Source organism: Streptomyces sp. NPDC003023, assembly GCF_042888225.1.
Taxonomy (GTDB): Bacteria; Actinomycetota; Actinomycetes; order Streptomycetales; family Streptomycetaceae; genus Streptomyces.
Window position 1 is genome coordinate 17,704 of record NZ_JBIAPL010000010.1, and the last position, 21,260, is coordinate 38,963.

The 21,260-nt window shown below is 71.5% G+C and carries 17 protein-coding genes; 11 read left to right on the forward strand and 6 right to left on the reverse strand.

The annotated features are described in order from the left end of the window. Positions 1 to 94 precede the first annotated feature (94 nt). Complete coding sequence (locus tag ACFYV1_RS27425; RefSeq protein WP_389398267.1) at positions 95 to 820, reverse strand: UdgX family uracil-DNA binding protein; 726 nt, start codon at positions 818 to 820, stop codon at positions 95 to 97. A 144-nt stretch (positions 821 to 964) separates the two neighbouring features. Between ACFYV1_RS27425 and ACFYV1_RS27430 the strand changes: the two genes are divergently transcribed. The 6 genes from ACFYV1_RS27430 (at position 965) to ACFYV1_RS27455 (ending at position 7,180) form a co-directional block, all read left to right on the forward strand. After that, positions 965 to 1,306 (forward strand): DUF3140 domain-containing protein, encoded by a 342-nt coding sequence (locus tag ACFYV1_RS27430; RefSeq protein ID WP_389398268.1) that lies wholly within the window; start codon positions 965 to 967, stop codon positions 1,304 to 1,306. 87 nt (positions 1,307 to 1,393) lie between these two features. Beyond that, positions 1,394 to 1,624: a DUF6480 family protein gene (locus tag ACFYV1_RS27435; RefSeq protein ID WP_389398269.1), complete on the forward strand. Its 231-nt coding sequence runs from the start codon at positions 1,394 to 1,396 to the stop codon at positions 1,622 to 1,624. Between the two features lie 81 nt (positions 1,625 to 1,705). After that, complete coding sequence (locus ACFYV1_RS27440; protein WP_389398270.1) at positions 1,706 to 2,194, forward strand: DUF5709 domain-containing protein; 489 nt, start codon at positions 1,706 to 1,708, stop codon at positions 2,192 to 2,194. Positions 2,195 to 2,557: 363 nt separating this feature from the next. Then, the gene (locus tag ACFYV1_RS27445; protein ID WP_389398271.1) at positions 2,558 to 3,211 is read left to right on the forward strand and encodes a phosphoribosyltransferase; all 654 of its coding nucleotides are present in this window, start codon (positions 2,558 to 2,560) and stop codon (positions 3,209 to 3,211) included. 246 nt (positions 3,212 to 3,457) lie between these two features. Beyond that, on the forward strand, positions 3,458 to 6,157 hold the full coding sequence (locus ACFYV1_RS27450; RefSeq protein ID WP_389398272.1) for a SpoIIE family protein phosphatase: 2,700 nt from the start codon (positions 3,458 to 3,460) through the stop codon (positions 6,155 to 6,157). Positions 6,158 to 6,532: 375 nt separating this feature from the next. Continuing rightward, positions 6,533 to 7,180 carry a hypothetical protein gene (locus tag ACFYV1_RS27455; RefSeq protein WP_389398273.1) on the forward strand — a complete coding sequence of 216 codons (648 nt, stop codon included), beginning with the start codon at positions 6,533 to 6,535 and terminating at the stop codon, positions 7,178 to 7,180. Between the two features lie 96 nt (positions 7,181 to 7,276). Here the strand turns inward: ACFYV1_RS27455 and ACFYV1_RS27460 are convergent, their stop codons facing one another. Next, a complete protein-coding gene (locus ACFYV1_RS27460; RefSeq protein WP_389398274.1) occupies positions 7,277 to 8,362 on the reverse strand; it encodes a class I SAM-dependent methyltransferase in 1,086 nt (361 codons plus the stop codon). Between the two features lie 178 nt (positions 8,363 to 8,540). On the opposite strand from ACFYV1_RS27460, the gene ACFYV1_RS27465 reads away from it, so the two are divergent. Beyond that, positions 8,541 to 9,173: a GNAT family N-acetyltransferase gene (locus ACFYV1_RS27465; protein WP_389398275.1), complete on the forward strand. Its 633-nt coding sequence runs from the start codon at positions 8,541 to 8,543 to the stop codon at positions 9,171 to 9,173. A 10-nt stretch (positions 9,174 to 9,183) separates the two neighbouring features. Continuing rightward, entirely contained in the window at positions 9,184 to 9,909 is a 726-nt protein-coding gene (locus ACFYV1_RS27470) for a tyrosine-protein phosphatase (RefSeq protein ID WP_389398276.1), read from the forward strand. Positions 9,910 to 9,921: 12 nt separating this feature from the next. On the opposite strand, the gene ACFYV1_RS27475 is transcribed toward ACFYV1_RS27470, so the two are convergent. The 3 genes from ACFYV1_RS27475 to ACFYV1_RS27485 form a co-directional block, all read right to left on the reverse strand. Then, the gene (locus ACFYV1_RS27475; RefSeq protein ID WP_389398477.1) at positions 9,922 to 10,356 is read right to left on the reverse strand and encodes a GNAT family N-acetyltransferase; all 435 of its coding nucleotides are present in this window, start codon (positions 10,354 to 10,356) and stop codon (positions 9,922 to 9,924) included. Positions 10,357 to 11,154: 798 nt separating this feature from the next. Then, positions 11,155 to 13,296 (reverse strand): NAD-dependent DNA ligase LigA, encoded by a 2,142-nt coding sequence (ligA, locus tag ACFYV1_RS27480; RefSeq protein ID WP_389398277.1) that lies wholly within the window; start codon positions 13,294 to 13,296, stop codon positions 11,155 to 11,157. Between the two features lie 160 nt (positions 13,297 to 13,456). After that, positions 13,457 to 14,026 (reverse strand): GNAT family N-acetyltransferase, encoded by a 570-nt coding sequence (locus ACFYV1_RS27485; protein ID WP_389398278.1) that lies wholly within the window; start codon positions 14,024 to 14,026, stop codon positions 13,457 to 13,459. A gap of 188 nt (positions 14,027 to 14,214) precedes the next feature. Between ACFYV1_RS27485 and ACFYV1_RS27490 the strand changes: the two genes are divergently transcribed. Next, positions 14,215 to 15,636 carry a PP2C family protein-serine/threonine phosphatase gene (locus ACFYV1_RS27490; protein WP_389398279.1) on the forward strand — a complete coding sequence of 474 codons (1,422 nt, stop codon included), beginning with the start codon at positions 14,215 to 14,217 and terminating at the stop codon, positions 15,634 to 15,636. 42 nt (positions 15,637 to 15,678) lie between these two features. On the opposite strand, the gene ACFYV1_RS27495 is transcribed toward ACFYV1_RS27490, so the two are convergent. Next, positions 15,679 to 17,172 (reverse strand): hypothetical protein, encoded by a 1,494-nt coding sequence (locus ACFYV1_RS27495; protein ID WP_389398280.1) that lies wholly within the window; start codon positions 17,170 to 17,172, stop codon positions 15,679 to 15,681. Positions 17,173 to 17,408: 236 nt separating this feature from the next. Between ACFYV1_RS27495 and ACFYV1_RS27500 the strand changes: the two genes are divergently transcribed. Further along, on the forward strand, positions 17,409 to 18,533 hold the full coding sequence (locus ACFYV1_RS27500; RefSeq protein WP_389398281.1) for an aminoglycoside phosphotransferase family protein: 1,125 nt from the start codon (positions 17,409 to 17,411) through the stop codon (positions 18,531 to 18,533). A gap of 638 nt (positions 18,534 to 19,171) precedes the next feature. Then, on the forward strand, positions 19,172 to 21,142 hold the full coding sequence (locus tag ACFYV1_RS27505; RefSeq protein ID WP_389398282.1) for an N-acetylmuramoyl-L-alanine amidase: 1,971 nt from the start codon (positions 19,172 to 19,174) through the stop codon (positions 21,140 to 21,142). Positions 21,143 to 21,260 lie beyond the last annotated feature (118 nt).

Here is a 21,260-nt window from a genome sequence, read left to right on the forward strand (position 1 = left end):
ATCGCCGACGTCCATGATCGTATCGGTCCACCGGAAGGCCGGAAGCCCCGTCGCGGGGCCGGGAAGACCGGAAGGGACCAGGTCAGGCGTTCGGTCAGGCCGCGAGCACGTCGGCCGCGACCCGCAGGTCGGAGACCAGCCCCCGGTACGCCGCCTCGCGGTCGTCCGCGCGCAGGACCGCCGACGGATGGATCGTGCCCACCACACAGCCGTGGGCGGCGGCCTCTCGCAAGGGCACCCCACCGTCGCCGGACACGTCGGACACGTCGGTGCGGCCGAGGGCGTCCCATGCGGGCATCGGGAGCAGCAGGCCGCGCTGCTCGGAGACCCGGAACGAACCGCCGAACATCGCCTTGCCCGCCGTGGCGCCGAGCGCGAGCACCAGTTCGGGCTCGATCCTGCGCAGTTCGGCGGCCAGCCAGGGTCGGCACGCGGCCGTCTCCCGCAGGCTCGGCGGTTTGTGGATGCGGCGTTTCCCCCGCGCCGCGGGTTCGAACTTGAAATGTTTGACGGCATTGGTGAAGTAGGCGGTCTTCTCGTCGATGTCCGCCTCCCGGAGTGCGTCGCGCAGCAGCCTGCCCGCCGGGCCGACGAACGGCTCACCACGCCGGTCCTCCTGGTCACCGGGCTGCTCCCCCAGGACCACGACGCGTGCCGAGGACGTGCCCGCACCGAACACGGTCTGTGTGGCATCCCGGAACAGCGGGCAGCCCTGGCACTCGGCCGCGGCGCGCCGCAGCGCCGGCAGGCCGCCGCGGCTCGGGAGGAAGGGCTCGGCGTCGTAGCCCTGTCCCGCTTCCCTGTCCTCGCCGGTGGTCACCGTCGTCGCCTCCCGCTCCGGGCGGATTCGTGGCCGCGCCCTCCGGGTACCCGGGCGGACCGGCGGCAGTCGTGCCGGGCCGGTGGGCCACGCCCGTGGCGCACCGGGGGCAAGTGCGACCCATGTGTACGCAGGGAGGCCACCATGACGAACGCCCTCGAGCTCGACGCGCTCTGGGACGAGTTCCACCGCGTCGTCAACATGACATCGCAGGAACTGAGCGCCTGGCTCCAGACCCGGGACGCCGGTGAGGAGACCGAATCACTGCCCGACCAAGCCGGTTCGCCGACGGGCCGGCACGTCCTGGCGATCCTGCAGAAGCGCCGTACGGACCTCACGGACGACGACGTGAGGGTGATGTACAAGGTGGTGGAGACGGTCGAGTCGCAGCAGGAGCACGAGCAGGGGGCGGCGGTGACCACCGAGGACACTGCCAGGCGGCACCGGCTGATGACCCTGGGGCACGACCCGCTGAAGGCCGGGTAGCTGGACGGGGAGCCCGCGCCCGGCACCCCCGCGCGAGGGCGCGAAATCCGAACTGTTGATTCGGGCGATTTCGGGCACCCGCCCGGTATGAACAGTCACATCTCCGACCCCGACCCGCGGAACACCCCCGGTGGCCGCCCCGGCGGCGGGGTGCCGCCGGGCGAGACGCCCCCCGGCGAGGAGAGCACCGGGTCCGAGACCGGCCCGCGCGGCGATCAGACGCGTGGCTGGGCCAAGGGCCCGATGATCGCCATCGGCCTTGTCGTGGTGCTCTTCGCCGCGTTCTTCCTGGCCTACGCACTGATCATGATTCTTTGAGCAGTGGCCACGCCCGGACCGCCCGCGGTGGAACGCGCCGGCCCATCCGTCTTCGAGTACGGCGCAGAGAGGGAACACGCCATGTCCGACGAAGCAGCTCAGCGTGAGCAGGCGCGGGGCGACAGTGTCTACCAGCCGGAGAACTCCGACGTGCAGAACCGCCCGAGCGGCGACCTCGACATGGAGAACGCCATCGACGAGCGCGGTCTCGACGACACGATGGCGGAGGGCTACTCGCCACCGGAGCGTCCGCTCGGTGTCGGAAAGTACGGCACCACGGGCGAGGAACAGCAGCGCGGCGAGAGCCTCGAGCAGCGTCTGGCGCAGGAGACCCCCGATGTGGAGGGGCCCCGCGGCGACGGCATCGGGGATCTCGAGGGCGGCAACGGTGAGCCGGTCGACAAGGAGGCCGGCGAGGTACGCGCCGGCCGCCTCGCGCCGGTCGACGATTCCGCCCCGCGGCGTCCCAGCGACGTGGTGGCCCGTGACGTCGGCATCGACGGCGGCGCCGCCTCGGCCGAGGAGGCCGCCATGCACGTCACGGACGACGACGAACTGGGCGGCGGCTAGTGCCCCTCACGGCAAGCTCTGCCCTGTCGCGCCGCCCAGCACGCACCCTCTCCCCCATAGCCCTTCGGGCATGGGAGGTGCCCCCACCGTCGGCCAAAAGCCCTGGTAGCTCCGCTACGAGGACTTCCGGCCGCCTTGCGATCGCACGCACTGGACGACGCTCCTCCACGGGCAAACATTGCCGGTCGCGCACCAGGGCCTCTCGTTCGAACCCTTGCCGGGCTGATGAGCACCGCCGGGCCCAGGATCACTGCCGGGCCCATGATCACTGCCGGGCCGAAAGGACGACCGGCCGGAAGGACGACCGGCCCCGAAGGGCTGCGGCCCTGAAGGCGCTTCGGCCCGCGACGGAAGGGAGACAGGATGCTTTTCCACGATCGCCGGGAGGCCGGGCGTGAACTCGCGGGCCTGCTCCTCGAGAGCCGGGACGAGGGCACGCTGGACGATCCGTTCGTATTGGCGCTGCCGCGCGGCGGTGTGCCGGTCGGCGACGAGATCGCCAGGGCACTCGGCGCGCCGCTGGACATCATCGTGGCCCGGAAGATCGGCGCTCCCTTCAACCCGGAGGTCGGGGTCGGCGCACTGGCGGGCGAGGGTCCGCCCATCTTCGACGAGCGCGCCCTCGCCTTCCTGGACCTGACGGCCGACAGGCTGAGCCCCGCCGTCGCCAGGGAGCGTACGGAGATGCACCGCCGCGAGGCCCTCTATCGGGCCGGACGCCCGGCCCCCGACGTGAAGGGCCGGACGGTGGTGGTCGTGGACGACGGGCTGGCCACCGGCGTCACGGCGCGTGCAGCACTGCGTGCTGTGCGGACCATGGGGCCGGGGCAGGTCGTGCTGGCTGTGCCGGTGGGCTCCCCGGAGGCGGCGGAGGCGCTGGCCGCCGAGGCGGACCGGCTGCTGTGCCCGCACCGGCCGTCGGCGTTCCATGCGGTGGGGCAGTGGTACGAGGAGTTCGACCAGGTCGGTGACGAGGAGGTCGTGGCCGTTCTACAGGGCCATGCCGACGGACGCTGAGCGGCGGCCACCGACCGACGGCCGCTGACGGTGCTTCATGTCGCGCCGCGGGCCGGGCCCGGTGATCTCGTCCCGCCCTCGGCCGTGGTGTTCCACCAATCCGATCCACCGAATTCCGCAAAGAGCTTGGGGACGGCGACCCGCGTTGGCATGCTTGAGCGACCCGCGGCAGGGTGGTCCGTACGATCGTCCACGCCCCTGTCTGCGCGGTTCGCCCAGCTCATGGCGGAGGTGTAGAAAGAGCTTATGGCCGGACGCTACGGCCGCCCGCGCTCGGTTCTGAGGATGCGAACTGTCGCAGGTCAGGTCTTTCTCCTGCAGGTGGCGATCGTGGTGTTGCTCGTCGCGGCGGCCATGACGGCACTGGTGGTCCAGTCCCGCGCGGGCAGTGAACGCGAGGCCCGTAACCGGTCGGTCGCCGTTGCCGAGACCTTCGCCAACTCCCCCGGCATGGAGGAGGCCCTCGCGAGCCGGGACCCCACCGCGGTGCTCCAGCCGAAGGCGGAGGCGGCCCGCGAACGTTCCCGCGTCGACTTCATCGTCGTGCTGAACACCGAGGGCATCCGCTACACCCACCCGCTGACGGACCGTATCGGCAAGAAGTTCGTCGGCGACCTCAGCCACGCGCGGAACGGCGAGGTCTTCACCGAGCGGATCACCGGCACCATCGGGCCGCTCGTCCAGGCCATCGTCCCCGTCACCGACAGCCGCGGAACCGTGATCGGCATGGTCTCCGCCGGCATCACCATCGAACGGGTGAGCGGGGTCGTGGAGGAGCAGTTCCCGCTGCTCTTCGGGGCCACGGGCGGTGTACTGCTCCTGGCGACGGTCGGCACGGCACTGGTGAGCAGACGGCTGCGGCGCCAGACGCACGGGCTCGACCCGGCCGAGATGACCCGGATGTACGAACACCACGACGCGGTTCTGCACGCCGTGCGCGAGGGGGTCATCATCGTGAGCGGCGACGGCCGGCTCCTCCTCGCCAACGACGAGGCACGCAGACTCCTCGGACTCCCGCCGGACGTGGACGGCGCCGCGGTCACGGATCTGGGGCTGGATCCGCTGACCGGTCACCTGCTGTCCTCGGGCAGGATCGTGAGCGACGAGATCTTCCCCGTAGGTGACCGCCTGCTCGCCGTCAACCAGCGCTCGACGGACCAGCACGGCGGGCCGCCCGGCTCCGTCGCGACACTGCGCGACACCACGGAGCTGCAGGCGCTGACCGGCCGCGTCGATGTGGCAAGGGGACGGCTCAAGCTGCTCTACGACGCGGGTACGGAGATCGGCACCACCCTCGACGTGGTGCGCACCTGTGAGGAACTCGCCGGCTTCGCGGCGACACGGTTCGCCGACTTCGCCACCGTGGACCTGGTGGAGGCCGTGCTGCGCGGCGAGGAGCCGACCGCGACCGGCGCGGACGTCGACATGCGGCGCACGGCGTTCAGCGGACCGCAGGACACGGCGCTGTACCCGCTGGGGCATGTGATCCGCTTCCTTCCCACCACGCCGATGGGTACCGGGCTCGGCAAGGGCGAGGCGGTGCTGCAGGCGGATCTGGCCGCTCTGTCCGGCTGGCGGGAGCAGGACCCGACCCGGGCCCGCATGCTGCTCGAGAGCGGCATCCACTCGATGATCGCGGTGCCGCTGAGGGCACGGGGGGTGATCCTCGGCGTCGCGATGTTCTGGCGTGCGCAGAAGCCGGAGCCGTTCGAGGAGGAGGACCTCTCGCTCGCGGAGGAACTGGTCGCCCGTGCGGCGGTCAGCGTCGACAACGCCCGCCGCTACTCGCGGGAGCACACGATGGCGGTCACACTGCAGCGCAGTCTGCTGCCGCGGGTCCTGCCGGAGCAGAACGCCCTCGACGTGGCCTACCGCTACCGGCCGGCGCTGGCCGGCCTGGGCGGGCTCGGTGGTGTGGGGGGCGACTGGTTCGACATCATTCCGCTGCCGGGCGCGCGGGTGGCCCTCGTCGTGGGGGATGTCGTGGGCCACGGGCTCCACGCGGCGGCGACCATGGGCCGGCTGCGTACGGCGGTCCACAACTTCTCCAGTCTGGACCTCCCGCCCGACGAGCTGATGTTCCATCTGGACGAACTGGTGGCCCGCATCGACCAGGACGAGTCCGACGACGGCGCCGACGCCGGGGTCACCGGCGCGACCTGCATCTACGCGATCTACGACGCCGTGACGGGAACCTGCAGCATGGCGCGGGCCGGGCATCTGCAGCCCGTGGTCGTCCATCCGGACGGTACGGCCGAGTTCGCGGATGTGCCGGGCGGGCCGCCGCTGGGGCTCGGCGGTCTGCCGTTCGAGACGCTGGAGCTGCGCCTTCCCGAGAACAGCCGTCTGGTGCTCTACACCGACGGGCTGGTGGAGGACCGGGAGCGGGAGATCGACGAGGGACTGGAACTGCTGCGCCGCACACTGGCCGATCACGCGGGGCAGGATCCGGAGACGACCTGCGAGACGGTGCTGGGCGCCTTGGTGCCGGCGCGCCCGCGCGACGACATCGCCCTGCTCGTGGGACGTACGCGGGTGCTGAACTCCGGCCGTGTCGCGGAGTGGGACGTGCCGTCGGATCCGTCGGCGGTCTCGCGGGTAAGGGCGGCGGTGGCCGACAGACTCGCCGAGTGGGGTCTGGACGAGGAGGCCTTCACCACCGAGCTCATTCTGAGCGAGCTGGTCACCAACGCCATCCGCTACGCCGCCGGGCCGATCCGCGTCCGGCTCATCCGGGACCGCACGCTGATCTGCGAGGTCTCCGACCACAGCAGCACCTCGCCGCATCTGAGGCAGGCGACCACCATGGACGAGGGGGGCCGCGGGCTTTTCCTCGTCGCGCAGTTCGCCGAACGCTGGGGAACGCGGTACACGGCCGACGGCAAGGTCATCTGGACCGAGCAGCCGCTGCCGGCCGGACCGCTGCCGGGCGTGGACGACGTGTGAGGCCGCGCGGCCGCCGGGCAGTACGGCGCCGGCGCGCCGCGCTCATCCGCGGACAGGAAAACGTGGGCGCCTGCTGAGCGGACGACAAGAAACGGGCGGCCGCGGGCCTGGCCGGGGGTTTTTGAAATGCCGCTCTTGCCCGCCGGGTTACTCGTCCGTAACGTCTCTCTCGCGCAACGGCCCGGGGTCGCGCCGAGAGGCCGGTCCGTATTCGCGCGGACACCCCCGGGGCACTTCTCCCACGTACGTCCCCACGCACTTTCCTCACCTGGTTCCGAGCGCCCGTCCCCGGCGCCGGCAATCACCGCACCGTCCCCTTTTCCGCTTTCCCCGCCTCTGTGCGCTGTGCCCGCAGAGCCGAATCCTGGAGCCGTGATGAAGCGTCTGAAGTCCGCGCCGTTCCGAGGCCGAAGAGCCGCCCTGCGCGGGGCCGTGGCCCTCGCCGCCGGAGTGGGTCTGGTCGCCGCCACGTCGGGGTCCGCCCATGCGGTCCCGATCCGCCTCGACTACCCACTGGCCGGCAGCACGCATCTCGAGGGCACCGGGTCCGACCTGGCACTGGGGCCGGGCGTGCTGGAGGTGACCGCGGACCTCAGGGCGGGGACGCTGCTGGCCAACACCAAGCTTCCGCCCGCGCCGGGTTCGTTCAAGATGCTGGGCGCGATACCGGTGAGCGTGACCACGGAGTTCATCGAGACGGAGCCGACGGTCGGCACGATCGACCTGAAGACCGGGGCTGTGAAGAGCACCACGAAACTCACCCTGCGGCTCAAGGACCTCAAGGTCGCCGGAATTCCCACTCCGGTGGGGAGTTCGTGCCAGACCGAGGTGCCCGCCGAACTCAATCTGACGTCGGAGCCGGGCTTCAACGCGCTGAAGGGCGGGACGCTCTCCGGGACGTACACGATTCCCAAGTTCGAACACTGCCTGCTCGTCACCCCGCTGATCAATCTGATCATTCCGGGGGAGGGGAACAGGGTCAGTCTGACGCTGGCTCAGCCCGGACCGCCGCCCGCCGCCTGATGGCGGACTGACGATCCCGCAGGGCAGGCGATCCGGTTGGCTCGGTGCCCCGGTGCGCGCGGCGGCGCGTACCGGGGCACGGCTGCGCTCGCGCCCTCAGCTCTTGGTCGCGACGTAGTAGACGTTGAGGGGGTCGCCCTCCACCGTGCGGATGTCGACACCGGTGAATCCGGCATCCTCGAGCATGCGCACGGCTGTCTCCTGGCCCCAGACGGTGCCGAGCCCCGCTCCCCCGGTGCCGAGCGACGTCGTCATGCAGTAGAAGACGGAGAAGCCGAAGAGCGCGGGCCCGAAGGGGTGGCCGATGTTCTTCTCCAGCCTGCTCGACGCGGCAATGTCGCCCATGAGGAACGTGCCGTCGCTCCGCAGGGCCCTCGCGATCGCCGTCAGGGTCTCCGCCGGTCTCGCCAGGTCGTGGATCACGTCGAACGCGGTGATCAGATCGAACTCACCGTTGATCTCCGTCGAGTCGCCGACCGTGTAGTGCGCGTTGCGGAGTCCCAGCCGGGCCGCCTCCGCGCGTCCCGCCTCGACACCGGCCTCCGACTGGTCGAGGCCGTGGAAGCGGCTGTGCGGGAACCGATGCGCCAGGACGACCGGAGCGTGCCCCTGCCCGGTGCCCACGTCGAGGACGTCGAGGCCGTCGCGGAGCCGTTGGGACAGGCCGGGTACGAGGGGAACGATGGTGTCCACGAGCGCCTGGTCGTAGACGCGGGCCGTCTCCTGCGCCTGCAGGGCCTGGAACCTCGGATAGGCGGAGTAGGGCACTCCCCCGCCCTCACGGAAGCAGCGCACGACCTGCTGCTCCACCTCCCCCATCAGCGCTATGTACTGCATCAGGCCGGCCAGGTTGTCCGGGCCCGCGGCTGTGACCAGCGAGGCGGCGTGCTCGGGCGGCAGCGTGTAGGTCTCCCCCTCCGGCTCGTACACGACGAAGCCACCGACGACCATGCCGCCCAGCCATTCGCGCACGTAACGCTCGTCGAGATCCGCGTACTTGGCGATGTCGGTGCTGGTCGAGGGCGGCAGGCCGGCAAGGGTGTCGAACAGGCCCGTCTGATGGCCGACGCTGGTGAGCAGTGCCAGCGCGCCCTTGTTCAGAACGTCGACCACTTCTCCGGCGAACGCCTCCCGACCGGTGGGGTCCGGCGCCGTCCGCTGTGGCGCTTCGGGACTCGGCATGACCGCTCCTTCCGCCGGGCTGCTGCGGCGCGCCGGCGGGGCCGGCCCGCATATGCCACATTACGCCGCAAACAGTGCACCGAGCCTGCGGAGCTCGCGGAGCAGGGGCGGCCGCTCTTCCGGCGTCCACACGGGAAAGGCGTTGCGGGAGCGCTCCCAGAATCGGGACAATGGCCGGATGCCCCATGTGCGCCCCTACCGCCCCACCGACCGTGCCGCGGTCTTCGACATCTGCGTGCGCACAGCCCATGCCGGCGGGGACGCACGCGACATCTACCCGGACCCCGAACTGATGCCGAGCCTCTTCGCCGCCCCCTATCTGCGTCTGGAGCCGGAGCTCGCGTTCGTCCTCGACAACGGCGAGGGCCGGGCGGTCGGTTACGTCCTGGGCACCGCGGACACGCCGCGCTTCGTCAAGGCGTTCCGCGAGGAGTGGCTGCCGCTGGTGCGCGACCGGTTCCCCGCCCCCGAGAAGCGGCGCACACGGAGCGACGACATGACGGCGCTGCTCCACGACCCCGAGCACATGCTCACGGCCGAGACCGCCGACTACCCCGCTCATCTGCACATCGACCTGCTGCCCGGGCATCAGGGACGCGGCCACGGAAGGCAGTTGATGGGCACGCTTCTCGACGCCCTGCACGACAGGGGTGTGGCGCGGGTGCACCTGTGCATGGTCAATGCCAACACCGGCGCGCGGGCTTTCTACGACCGGCTCGGATTCCACAAGATCGAAGTGCCCGGCACGGCCGGTGTCACGTATCTCGGACGCGGCACCGACCGCCACGCCCAGGGGGCGGCAGAAACATAGAGTGACCGGCATGGACAGACATGTGACGTTCGAACGGCTGCACAACTTCCGTGACCTGGGCGGTTATCGCACCTCGGAAGGCCGCGTCGTACGGTGGGGGACGCTGTACCGCTCCGACTCGCTCGGGAAGCTGTGGGGCGCGGACCTGGACCGGTTTCTGGCGCTGGGCATCCGTACCGTCATCGATCTGCGCTATCCGTGGGAGATCGAGGCCAAGGGCCGAGTGCCGCACAGCGAGGGCCTCGACTACTTCAACCTCAGTGTGGAGCACCGGCCCTACGACCAGGCCGAGATCTCACCGGACGTCGACCCGTGGCGTCACCTCGCCGACCGTTATGCCGAAGTCGCCCTGGACGGGGCCAAGGAGCTCCGCCAGGCACTCGAAGTGATCGCCGGGAGCGACGGTCCGCTGGTATTCCACTGCGCGTCCGGGAAGGACCGGACCGGGCTGCTCGCCGGACTCGTCCTGTCGATCGCGGGTGTCCCGGAGGACGACATCGCCGCGGACTTCGCGCTCACCGAACTCGCCACGGAACGTCTCCGGGCCGACTGGCAGGCCGCCCACCCGGGCCGGACCCTGAACTGGCCGGGCTACGGAAGGGCGCCCGAGGACGTCATGCGGCTCTTCCTGGCCGACCTGGCGACCGGGTACGGCTCCGTACACGGGTACGTCACCGGGCACCTCGGTCTGGACCGGAGCACGATCGGCCGGCTCCGGGCGCGGGTCCTCGACTGATCGCGGCAGCATTCAGGGGATCGGGAGCAGCAGCTCCGGACGGTCCCACATCACGGCGGGCGGCCGGGCCCGCGCGGTGCCGGTCCGCCGGGCTCCCACGCTCAGGTAGAACCCCTCGGCGGGCGGGTGCGCGACGATACGGACGGCGTCGACGCCGGCCTCGCGGGCCCGGCCGGTCAGGTGCCCGACCAGCAGCCGGCCGATGCCCAGCCCCTGAGCCTCGTCGGCCACGAACATCAGGTCCAGTTCGGGCGGAGACAGGACCAGGGCGTAGAAGCCGAGCACCCTGTCGCCTCCGTCGGTGGCGACGAACACCTCGTGGGCCTCGATGTAGTCGGGGCCCACGCGGTACCCGTCGACCATCGGGGCGTAGTGGCCCCGGTAGGCGCCGGAGCCGCGCAACAGCCGGGTGAGCCGCTTGGCGTCCCGGGCGGTGGCACGGCGGATCCCGGGGCCGCCTCTGGCCGGCTGCGCCGCGGCCGGGTAGGACGACTGGAACCGGAGCCGTGCGTCGGCGCCTTCGCCGACGCGGGTGAGGAGGTCGTCCAGCGCGACGAACTCCTCCCACGCCTCCCTGCCACTGGCTGCCGCCAGCCTCGCCACCAGCAGGTCCTCCAGGTCGGGCACCCGCTTGTTCTTCCACACCTTGTCGGCGACGCTGACCACCAGGTCCTCGACACCAGTCTCCGCCGAGGGCTGCGACCAGCTCGCGTGGGTCGCCGCGAAACGGGCCAGTTCCGGGGCGATGCCGTGGTCCAGCAGCAGACGACGCCCGGTCTCCTCGTGCCGGCTGCCCGCGCCGGAGAGCTCATCGGTGTGCACCACCTTTCCCACATCTTGCAGGGCGGCCCCGAAAAGAACGGCATCCCTGTCGTAGCGCAGACGCGGGTGGTGGGTGTCGAGCCAGTCGGCGAGCTGGTGGGCGACGTCGTGGACGGCACGCAGATGCGCCGCCAGACGTGGCGGGGCGTCCAGCAGACGCAGCAGTTCTGCCGCCCGGGGCGGCAGGGGCCGCAGCGGCGGGACGCCGGGGTCCTGCAGGGCACGCGTCAGCAGGTCGGGGGTGGTCACCAGGACAGACTATTCCGGTCCGGAGCCGGAACCGGAAAGGGAGGCGCCGGGGCGTGCGCGGGCCCGGCCCCCTGAAGGAGAGCGGCCAGGCCGGACGGACCCGGCACCGGCACCGGCACCGGCACCGGAGAGAGGACGGTCCGGGCCCGTGCGCGGGCCCGGCCTGCCCGCCTCTCAGACAGCCGTGTCCAGGAAGTCGCCCACCATCGTGGCGAACTCGTCCGGTGCGGCGATCCGGGTCCCCAGCTGCTCCGCCTTGTCCCGCTTGGAGCCGGCGCCCTCCCCCGCGACCAGGAGAGAGGTGCGCTTCGACACGCTCGAGGACGACTTCCCTCCCGCGCGCTCGATGAGCTCGTTCATCTGGTTGCGGCTGAGCTTCTCCAGGGCACCCGTCATCGCGCCGGTGACGACGACGGTCATCCCGTGGAGGGGGCCGGCTGCCGCCTCGGCCCGCGGGGCCGCTCCGTCCTCCTTCCCCGCCTCCCCCGTCGCGTCCGCGTCACCCTGCGGGACGGGCGGGGTCGCGCCCGGCTCGGTCATGTTGACGCCCGCGGCGACCAGCCGGTCGATGAGCGGCGCGAGCTCCGAGAGCTCCGCCACGACCATGGCGGCCTTCTCCACGCCGATGCCGTCGACCTGCTGCAGGGCTTCCGTGTCCGCCGCCCGTATGTGTTCCATCGCGGCGAAGTGCCGGGCCACGCGGCGTGACATGGAGCGGCCCGTACCGCGCACGCCGAGGGCGCAGAACACCCTCGACAGCGGGCGGTTCTTGGCGGCGGCGATCGCGGCCAGCAGATTGTCCGTGCTGGTCTCCCCCATCCGCTCCAGCTGGAGCAGCTGCTCCCGGGTGAGCGTGAACAGGTCGGCGAAGTCCTTGACCAGACCGGCCTCGACGAGTTGGACGACGCGAGTGGTGCCGAGCCCTTCGATGTCGAGCTGGTCCCTGCCCGCCGCGTAGGAGACGGAGGCGACGGCGTGGCAGTCGCGTCCGCGCACGCATCGCCACCGCTGCTCGGAGGTGTCGATGCCGGAGCCGCACTGCGGGCAGGCCTCGGGGAAGACGACGGGCCGCTCGTCGCCCGTGCGCAGATGGACGACGGGTGCCTCGATGCGGGGGATGATGTCTCCCGCCTTGTGGACCATGACCCGGTCGCCCGTGCGCAGATCGCGGCGGGTGATGTCGGCCGGGTTGTGCAGGGTCGCGTAGGTGACGGTCGACCCGTCGATCTCCACCGGCTCGAGCACCGCGCGCGGGGCGATGATGCCCGTGCGGCCCACGTTCCACTCGACGCCGATCAGCGTGGTGACCTTCTCGACGGCGGGAAGCTTGTAGGCGACGGCCCACCTCGGCGCGCGGGTGCCGTAGCCCGCCGCCGTCTGGTCGGCCGCGCTGTCGGCCTTGATCACGATCCCGTCGATCCCGAACGGCAGGTCGGGGCGCGCGGCGGCGATCTCGGCGATGCGGGCCTGTATCGCGTCGGTCGTGGTGAGGGTGCGGGGGGCGACCGCGGTGGCGTCCGCGGTGTGCACGCCGAGCCCGGCGACGTACCGCATGACGTGGGCGTGCGACCACTCGGCGAGTCCGGTGGTGAGCTCCGGGGCGGACGCGGGAAGTGCCAGCGCTCCGTACCCGAAGAAGGTCATCTCCACGGTGTAGGCACGGTCCTTGGCCCGCAGGGTGCCCGCCGCGCCGTTGCGCGGGTTGGCGAAGGGCGCGCCGCCGTGCTCGGTGCGCACGGTGTTCGCCTGCTCGAACTGTGCGCCGGTCATGAGCACTTCGCCACGGATCTCGATCGTGACGGGCTCGGTGAGCCGTCCCGGCAGGCCGGTGATCGTGCCGATCGCGTGGGACACGTCCTCGCCCGCTGTGCCGTCCCCGCGGGTGATCAGCCGGGTGAGCCGCCCCTGTTCGTACCGAGCGGCGACGGCGAGGCCGTCCAGCTTCGGCTCGACGCTCCACTCCTCGACGGGCCTGCCGATCCGCCGCTCCACCGAGGCGGTCCAGGCGACGAGCTGCTCGGCCGAGAAGACGTTGTCCAACGAGAGCATCGGCACGGTGTGGGGCACGTCCCCGACCACGGCGCCGCCCGCGACCTTTCCGGTCGGGGACGCAGGTGAGATCTCCTCGGGGTGCTCCCGTTCGTACGCGGCGATACCGCGCACCAGGCGGTCGTACGCGTCGTCGTCCAGGGCGCTCTCGCCAGACCCGTAGTACGCGGCAGCGGCACGGGTCGCGGTCTCGACCGCCCCGGCGTACGCGGCGGGATCGGCGAGAACAGCGGCAGGCTCGACGGAAACGGCAGGTGAAGTCGTCATGGCCCCATACTGCCGCCCACCACTGACAACGCCCCGGCATCGGGCCGCGAGGCCTGCGGGCCCCCGCCGGATCACGTCGCACGCGCCCCCGTTTCAGAGGCCGGCGTCCCCGGTTCAGGGGCTCCGGCGGACGCGGTTCACGGGCTCCGGGGGACGGGGTTCAGGAACTCCGGCGGACGTGGAGATGCCCGTCGAGAGGGAACGGAGGGCACGCGGGAAGGGTCGCCTCGTAGAGGTATCCGCATTTCCGGGCCACCCGGCAGGAGGCCAGGTTGTCCACCTGGTGCAGCAGTTCCAGGCGCTCCAACCCGTGTGCCGCGTACGACTCGAAGGCCCACACCGTGAGTGCCTCCACGGCCTTCGGGGCGATACCCCTGCCGCGTGCGCGGGCAGCGGTCCAGTAGCCGACCTCGGCCGCCGGGCCGTCCGGCTCCGGCCGCTTGAGCACGACGTTGCCCACGAGCGGCCCTTCGCTGCCGTCGTGCTCCGCTTCGAACGCGGCGAAGCCCAGGTAACTCCCGTCGGCCCAGCCCTGCCGGCGCACCTCGAGCCAGCGCGTCGCGTCCTCGTCGCTGTCCACGGGCACCCTGGTGAACCTGCGCAGCAGCGGATCGCCGTCGTACACCTCGAGCAGCGCCGGCCCGTCCGCCTCGCGCCATGGCCGCATCACCAGGGCGGGCGTACCACCACTCGCGTCGGTCCGCAGTACAGTTCGCGGTGCAGGTCTCATCGGGGCCCCCTACGGTGCCGGCCCCCGGTCCGTCAGCCGGCAAGGTCCTGAAAGCCTATGACATATGACAGAGGCACCACCGGATCGAGTGTTGCCAAATGGCTTACGGCCCCTCGTTCCCTGTGCAACAGTCGTAATCGGTCCCTGTTCCAGACCCTGGCCGTGGCCCGCCTGTATCGGAGTACGACATGCCGTCCCATGTGTTCGCGGACCGCCCCGCTCATCCGCCCGAGCGCGGAACAGTAGACGCGCTGATCACCCGGACGCGCAGACTTCGCGGAGACGTCGATGCGGTGCGCCCGGACGGGGCATCGACGGAGGACGACCCGCGGGGCCGCTGGCAGCGCGCCCTGTGCGACCTGGCACTCCATCACCTGGACGATCTGGGCGCGCACTTGGGCCAGCTGAAGGAAGGGCTTCCTCCCGAGGCGGCCGAGGCGTTCGCCGACGAACTCGCCGGGTACGAGGCGGACGGCGCGGGCACCGGATCGCTGCTCAGCCGGGTCGGCAGCGCCGAGTGGAACCTCCTCACCAACGAGGTGAACTGGTCCGACGAGCTGTACCGGATCCTGGGCCGTGATCCCGGCAGCGGCCCCATGTCACTGGACGAGTTGCCGTCCGTGGTGTTCGCCGAGGACCAGCCGGTGCTGACCGCCATGGTGACGGACTGCCTCGTCGACGGACGCCCCATCGACGGCGAGTTCCGCCTCGTACGGCCCGACGGCCGGGTGCGTACGGTGCATATGATGGGCGAGCCGGTGCTCGACGCGGACGGCTGCACCGCGTCCATGTGGGCGGTCCTGCGCGACGTCAGCGAACTGCGCCGGACCCAGCGGGCCGTACGAGAGACCCGGGACTGGCTTCAGCGGCAGCAGCACATGGAGCAGACGGAGCGCCGGCTCGCGGCCGAGATGCAGGAGGCGGTGCTGCCGCCGCGCACCGGGTTCGCGACCACGGGCACGGGATCCCTCGACGTCGCGGTGCACTGTCTGCCCTCCGCCAACGGTGCCCTCCTCGGTGGCGAGTGGTACGACGCGATGCAACTCCCGTCGGGTGAGACGCTCTTGAGCGTCGGCGAACTGACCGGTCACGGAGTGAGCGCCACGTCCGCCATGACGATGCTGCTGGGCGCGCTGCGCGGCATGGCGGTGGCCGGCATTCGGCCGGGGCCGCTGATGACTCACCTCAACCAGCTTCTCGACACCTCCGCACAGCCCGCTCTGGGCAGCGCGGTGTGCTGCAGCTACGCGCCCTCGACCCGGACCCTCTCGTGGGCGCAGGCAGGGCACCCCGCCCCCCTGCTCTTCCGCGACGGGACGGGACACGCGTTGGCGGCGCCGGACGGCGTACTGCTCGGTGCGACCGGCGGGGCGGTGTACGAGCAGGCCGAAGTCGCCCTCCAGCCGGGAGATCTGCTGGTGCTGTACACCGACGGGCTGACCCGCACGAGCGCCGCGTCGGACGCGGCGGCGGACCGGCTGACGGCGTTGGCAGCGCGGTTCGCCCGGGCGGGGAACGCTCGGGACTGCGTCCGTGCGATCGTCGGGGAGTTCGGTCAGCAGGAGCGCGAGGGCGACGCCTGTGTGATGGTGGCCAGGGTCGTCGGATAGCTGCCGGCACCCGTTGGGCGCCGGCGGCCGTGGGCAAGGCGGTCAGATCGCCCCGTTCCGCGGCCTCGGCAAGGGTCCGCGCGGCAGAGCGGTCTCGATCTCCTCACGAAGGTCCTCGATCTTCGCGTATCCCGCGTACTGTCCGGTCAGGCGGTACATCTCCCGCAGCCTGTCCCAGGTCCGGTGGGACGAGGTCTCCCCCATCGACACCAGCGCCAGCCGGGCGTAGCGGTCGGCCTGCTCCGGATCGTCCGCGATGAAGCACGCGGAGGCCAACGAGATGTAGTCGAAGATCTTCGAGCGCTGCCGGCTGCCCTCACGGAGCTGCAGGGCCTGCTTGGCGTGAGTCTGCGCCACACCGGCCGCCGACGGGTCGTGGTCGGCGAGCGTGCGGTACGCGAGCGCCTGCATGCCGTGGAGATCCGCCTCGTCGAACATCTGCATCCAACTGGGCGGCGGCACATCGCCCCGGTCGGAGACGAAGAGTTCCTCGGCCTCACCGAGAGTGCGGCGCATGGCCTGCCCATGGCCCATGGCCGCCTGCGCCCAGGCCTCGATGGTGTGCAGCATCGCGCGTGTGCGTGGCAGGGTCTGTTCCCCGGAACCGGACTTGGCGAGCTTCATCAGGTCGAGCGCGTCGTCGGGACGGCCCAGGTGGACCATCTGCCGCGCGGCACGCGACAGCGCCTCACCGGCGCGTGGACGGTCGCCGCCCTCCCTGGCCGCGTGGGCCGCGATGACGAAGTACTTCTGGGCGGTGGGTTCGAGGCCGATGTCGTGGGACATCCAGCCCGCGAGGACCGCCAGGTTGGCGGCCACACCCCACAGGCGCCGCTGGAGATGGTCGGGGTGACGGTAGGCGAGCATGCCGCCCACCTCGTTGAGCTGTCCCACAACGGCCTTGCGTTGCAGGCCGCCGCCACGGGCGGCGTCCCATGCGCGGAACACCTCGACGGAACGCTCCAGCGCCTCGATCTCCTGCGACCCGATGGGGGCGGCCTCGTAACGGTCGTACCCAGCGGGGTCGGCGTGCAGAACATCGGAGGTGCGGGTGGCGTCCTGGGAGATCGCCGGATCGGTCTTGAGCCAGTCGTACATGGCACTGCTGAGTGCTGAGCCCGCGGCGAGCGCCGCGCCCGCGCCCACCAGGCCGCGTCGGTTGAGCATGAGGTCCATTCCCGTGAATTCGGTGAGGACCGCCGCCGTACGGTCGGGCGCCCAGGGCAGACCGTCAGGGTTGTCGGTGCCCTGGACGTCCCGCCGCTTACCCGCTCGCCCGCTCCGTGCGAACCCGAGGTCCTCGATGGTCACGACACGACCGAGTCGCTCGGTGAACAGAGCTGCCAGCACCTTGGGCACCGGATCACGCGGGGTCTCCCCCATGTCGATCCAGCGCCGGACCCGCGAGGTGTCGGTCGCCAGCTGCGGATGGCCCATGGCCGCCGCCTGCCGGTTCACGAGTCTTGCCAGCTCGCCTTTGGACCATCCGGCCAGGCCGAACAGGTCGCACAGGCGGGTGTTGGGTTCTCTGCTCACATCAAGCCCCCAGGTTCTCGGCTGAGTTGACAGTAGCCCGCGGCAATGGGGCGAGCGAGTATTCGCCAGGGTTCGCCAGGGTTCGCCAGATGGTGTGCCACCCGCGCCCCGGTGTCAGGTAGGAACGCGCCACCTCGCCCCGTCTGCCGGGGCACATTCCCCAGGGTGTTTCCCTCGGCATATGGGGCGGGGCCGCGTACGCAACCTGTCGGCACACGAAGGGATCTGTATCTCCCATGTACACAGCATCGTCCTCCGTGTCCGCCCCGCCCCGGCCGCAGCAGCGCACCCCGTTCCGGGCCGGCGCCGGACCGTATCTCGACCCCTCCGGCTCCGGCCGGACGCGCAGGCCGGCCGGGACGCCCGGTCAGCCCCTCAGCGGGAGAATCGACTTGTCCGGCCCTCAGGGCGCGCAGCTCCGCAAGGCTGTCGCGTCGGTGCACCGGATCTGCCCGGAGTTCAATCCGGTGCAGGTGCTGCGGCGCAGCGGACGATCCGTACTGATCGTCGGAACGACGGGGCGCACCACTGCGGTCGCCAAGTGCTTACTGGACCACTCGCCGGCATGGGCCGAGCGGCTGCGGCACGAAATAGCTTCTTACCGCGCCTTCGTGCGGCACCGCCCACCGGTGCGGGCTCCGCGGCTCATCGCGGCGGACCCGGAGAACTGCACCCTGGTGATCGAGCGGATGCCCGGAAGGCCCGCGGCGCTGACCCGGCATCCGGTGGAGGCCCCGCCCCGTGCGGATGTACGCGCCGTGCTGGGCGCGGTGGCACGGCTGAACAGCTGGCGTCCTCCGGCCGGGATGTTCGACGCCCCGCTGGACTACGGCTCGCGGATCTCGCGTTACCACGAGCTGGGGCTTTTCACGGATCGGGACCTCGGTGATCTGCAGAAGCTGCTGCACGGTCTGGCCCAGGCGGGCGGCAGGCAGGGCATGGGGCAGTTCTGCCACGGTGACGCCCTCCTGTCGAACATCCTGCTGTCGCCCACCGGCCCGGTCCTGGTCGACTGGGAGCACGCCGGCTGGTATCTGCCGGGCTACGACCTGGCGACGCTGTGGGCGGTTCTGGGTGACGCGCCGGTGGCCCGGCGTCAGATCAGTCAGCTCGCCCAGCAGTCGGGCACGGCGGCCAGGGACGCGTTCCTGGTGAATCTGATGCTGGTGCTGACACGGGAGATCCGCACCTACGAGACGGCGGTGCAGCGGACGATGCGCGAGGCGTCGCCGGTGCAGGGCGGCCAGGCGCAGGCCGGCGGTCCGACGGCCGGTGAGGAACAGCGGCTGCTGCTGCGACGGCTGCACGACGACTGCGCGATGGCCCGCAGGGCCGTACGCGCTGCGGTCGGCACTCGCTGACGGCCGCCACAGAGGGGGAAGCGCGCTGCGTGCCCGGTGCCGACACACCGGGTGCGCAGCGCGTTGTGCTTCCGGCGCCGACCCGGGTCGGCAGGCGGCGAGTCTTCGGGCCGATGCGCGCGGCGGGACCGACCAGGATACGAACGCCGCGCCTGTCGGCGGACCGGACGGATCGTCACTGCCGACAGGGTGTGCGCCCGGACTCGGCACGGGCAGAGGACGCGCCTGGTGGGACGCGGACACGACTCACGATGCTCCCGTACACCGAGGGGGGTGAAGCGACGCGGTGGTGACATCACGGGCGGGATCGGCGTGCTGACGCGGTCGTTGACGGCGTGTGCCGTGCCGAGTCCGCGGAAGACGGTGGACCGGCCGGCGGCGGGGTACGTCCGTGTGACGCGTGGCGACGACGCCTGTCTCCTGGCGGTGAAGGCCGACCGGCCACCCTCGTCCATTGGTAAGGACCACTGACGCGCCGCAGGCCCGCGCCCTGTGGCGGCGAAACTCGCCGAAACACGCCCTGACATGCGAATTCCGTGTCGTGGAGCATGATTGACGGATCGTCCGGGAGCCGATACCCATGGGTCGTGTCCCGGCCCGCAGGCCCCGTCGCGCATCACCCGTCACTGGAGGCTGCATTGCAAGGATCAGCTCCCGCACGTCCGAGAAGCGCCCGTCGACGCCGGCTGTCGGCCGGTGGCGCCGTGGCGTGTGTCGCCCTGTTGCTGCCGCTGGTGTCGGCCGGTCCGTCCGCGACCGCCGAACGGGCGTCGGCCGGTTCGCTGCAACATGCCTTCTCCGCCGCGGCCGACGAGTACCGGGTGCCGGAGAGTGTGCTGCTCGGCGTCGCCTATCTGCAGTCCCGCTGGGACGCGCACGGCGGCGCGGCGAGCGTCACGGGCGGATACGGTCCGATGCACCTGACGGACGCGCGGACCGCGCTGGCCGAGGCGCCGCACCACTCGCACGGCGCCGAGGACGCCCGCGGCGACGACTCCCGCCCGGCGCGCGTCGTCGAGGAGGCGGCGCTGCCGGAGCCGGGGGAACTGCCGCCCCGGCTGCGGACGCTGGAGCGTGCTGCCGAGGTGTCGGGCATCGACTCGGAGCGGTTGCGCGACAGCGCGGCGGCCAATGTGCGGGGCGGAGCGGCCCTGCTCGCCGCCGCGCAGCGGGAGCTGGGCGGGCCGCCGAGCGACGACCCGGCGGACTGGTACGGCGCCGTGGCCCGGTACTCCGGCGCGGACGACGTGGCCACGGCGAGGGTGTACGCGGACGATGTCTTCGACGTCATCCGCACGGGGCAGGCCCGTACGACGGACAGCGGCCAGCGGGTCGCGCTGGAGGCGGATCCGGCGGTGACGCCGGACCGGACGCAGGTGCGGCGACTGGGGCTGCGCACCGCCGACACGGGCCGGACCGAGTGTCCGACGACGGTGGCGTGCGAGTGGATCCCCGCGCCGTACGAGGAGTTCGGCGAGGGCGACTACGGGAACCACGACCAGGCGCAGCGGCCGGCGTCGCAGTCGGTGGACTACATCATCGTCCACGACACCGAGGCCACCTGGGACACCACGCTCAAGCTGGTGCAGAACCCGCGGTACGTTTCGTGGCAGTACTCACTGCGCTCGTCGGACGGCCACATCGCCCAGCACGTCCCGCTCGAGGACGTCGCCTGGCACGCCGGCAACTGGTTCGTGAACGCCAAGTCGGTGGGCCTGGAGCACGAGGGCTTCCTGGTGTCGCCGGACGCCTGGTACACGGAGGCGATGTACCGGACCTCGGCCCGGCTGGTGAGGTACCTGGCCAAGCGGTACGACATCCCGTTGGACCGTCAGCACATCCTGGGTCACGACAACGTTCCGGGTACGACGACGTCGACGATCCGCGGGATGCACACCGACCCGGGGCCGTACTGGGACTGGGCCCACTACTTCAAGCTCCTCGGCAAGCCGTTCACCCCCGCGGCGGGCCCTCGTGCGTCCGTGGTCACCATCCGCCCGGATTACGCGCGTCACCAGCCGGTCTACACCGGCTGCACGAAGGCCGGGGAGGCGTGCGCGCCGCACGGTTCGGGTGCGGTGCGGCTGCACACCGGGCCGAGCGAGAGCGCTCCGCTCGTCAAGGACATCGGTCTGCGGCCGGGCGGCCAGGACTCGACGACCGGGGTGAACGACACCGGGGCACGCGCGTCGACCGGACAGCAGTACGCGGTGGCCGAGCGGCGGGGCGAGTGGACGGCGATCTGGTATCTGGGCCAGAAGGCCTGGTTCCACAACCCGCGCACCCGGCCGACGGCGGTGTCCGCGCGGGAGGCGGTGCTGACCCCGAGGGACGGTCTCGCCGAGGTGCCCGTGTACGGCAGGGCCTACCCGGAGGCGTCGGCCTATCCGGCGGGCGTGCCGGTGCAGGCGGTCTCGCCGCTGCCGTACAAGCTGCTCGCCGGGCAGAAGTACGTGGTCGGTGACCGGGTGCCGGGCGAGTACCTGTACGCGACGACGTTCGACACGGTCGGCCACCAGGTGGTGCGGGGCAAGGAGATGTACTACGAGATCCAGTTCGGGCACCGGGTCGCCTTCGTGAAGGCGGACGACGTGCGCGTGGTCGGGTAGACAGCGGGGCGCCGCCGGTCGTGGGGTCCGGTGGCGCCCCCTTCCCGCCCGTTCATGTGACTAATTGCGGCGGTGCGTGCGCCGTACGGGCGAAGGGTAGGGCTGGGCCGTCACGACC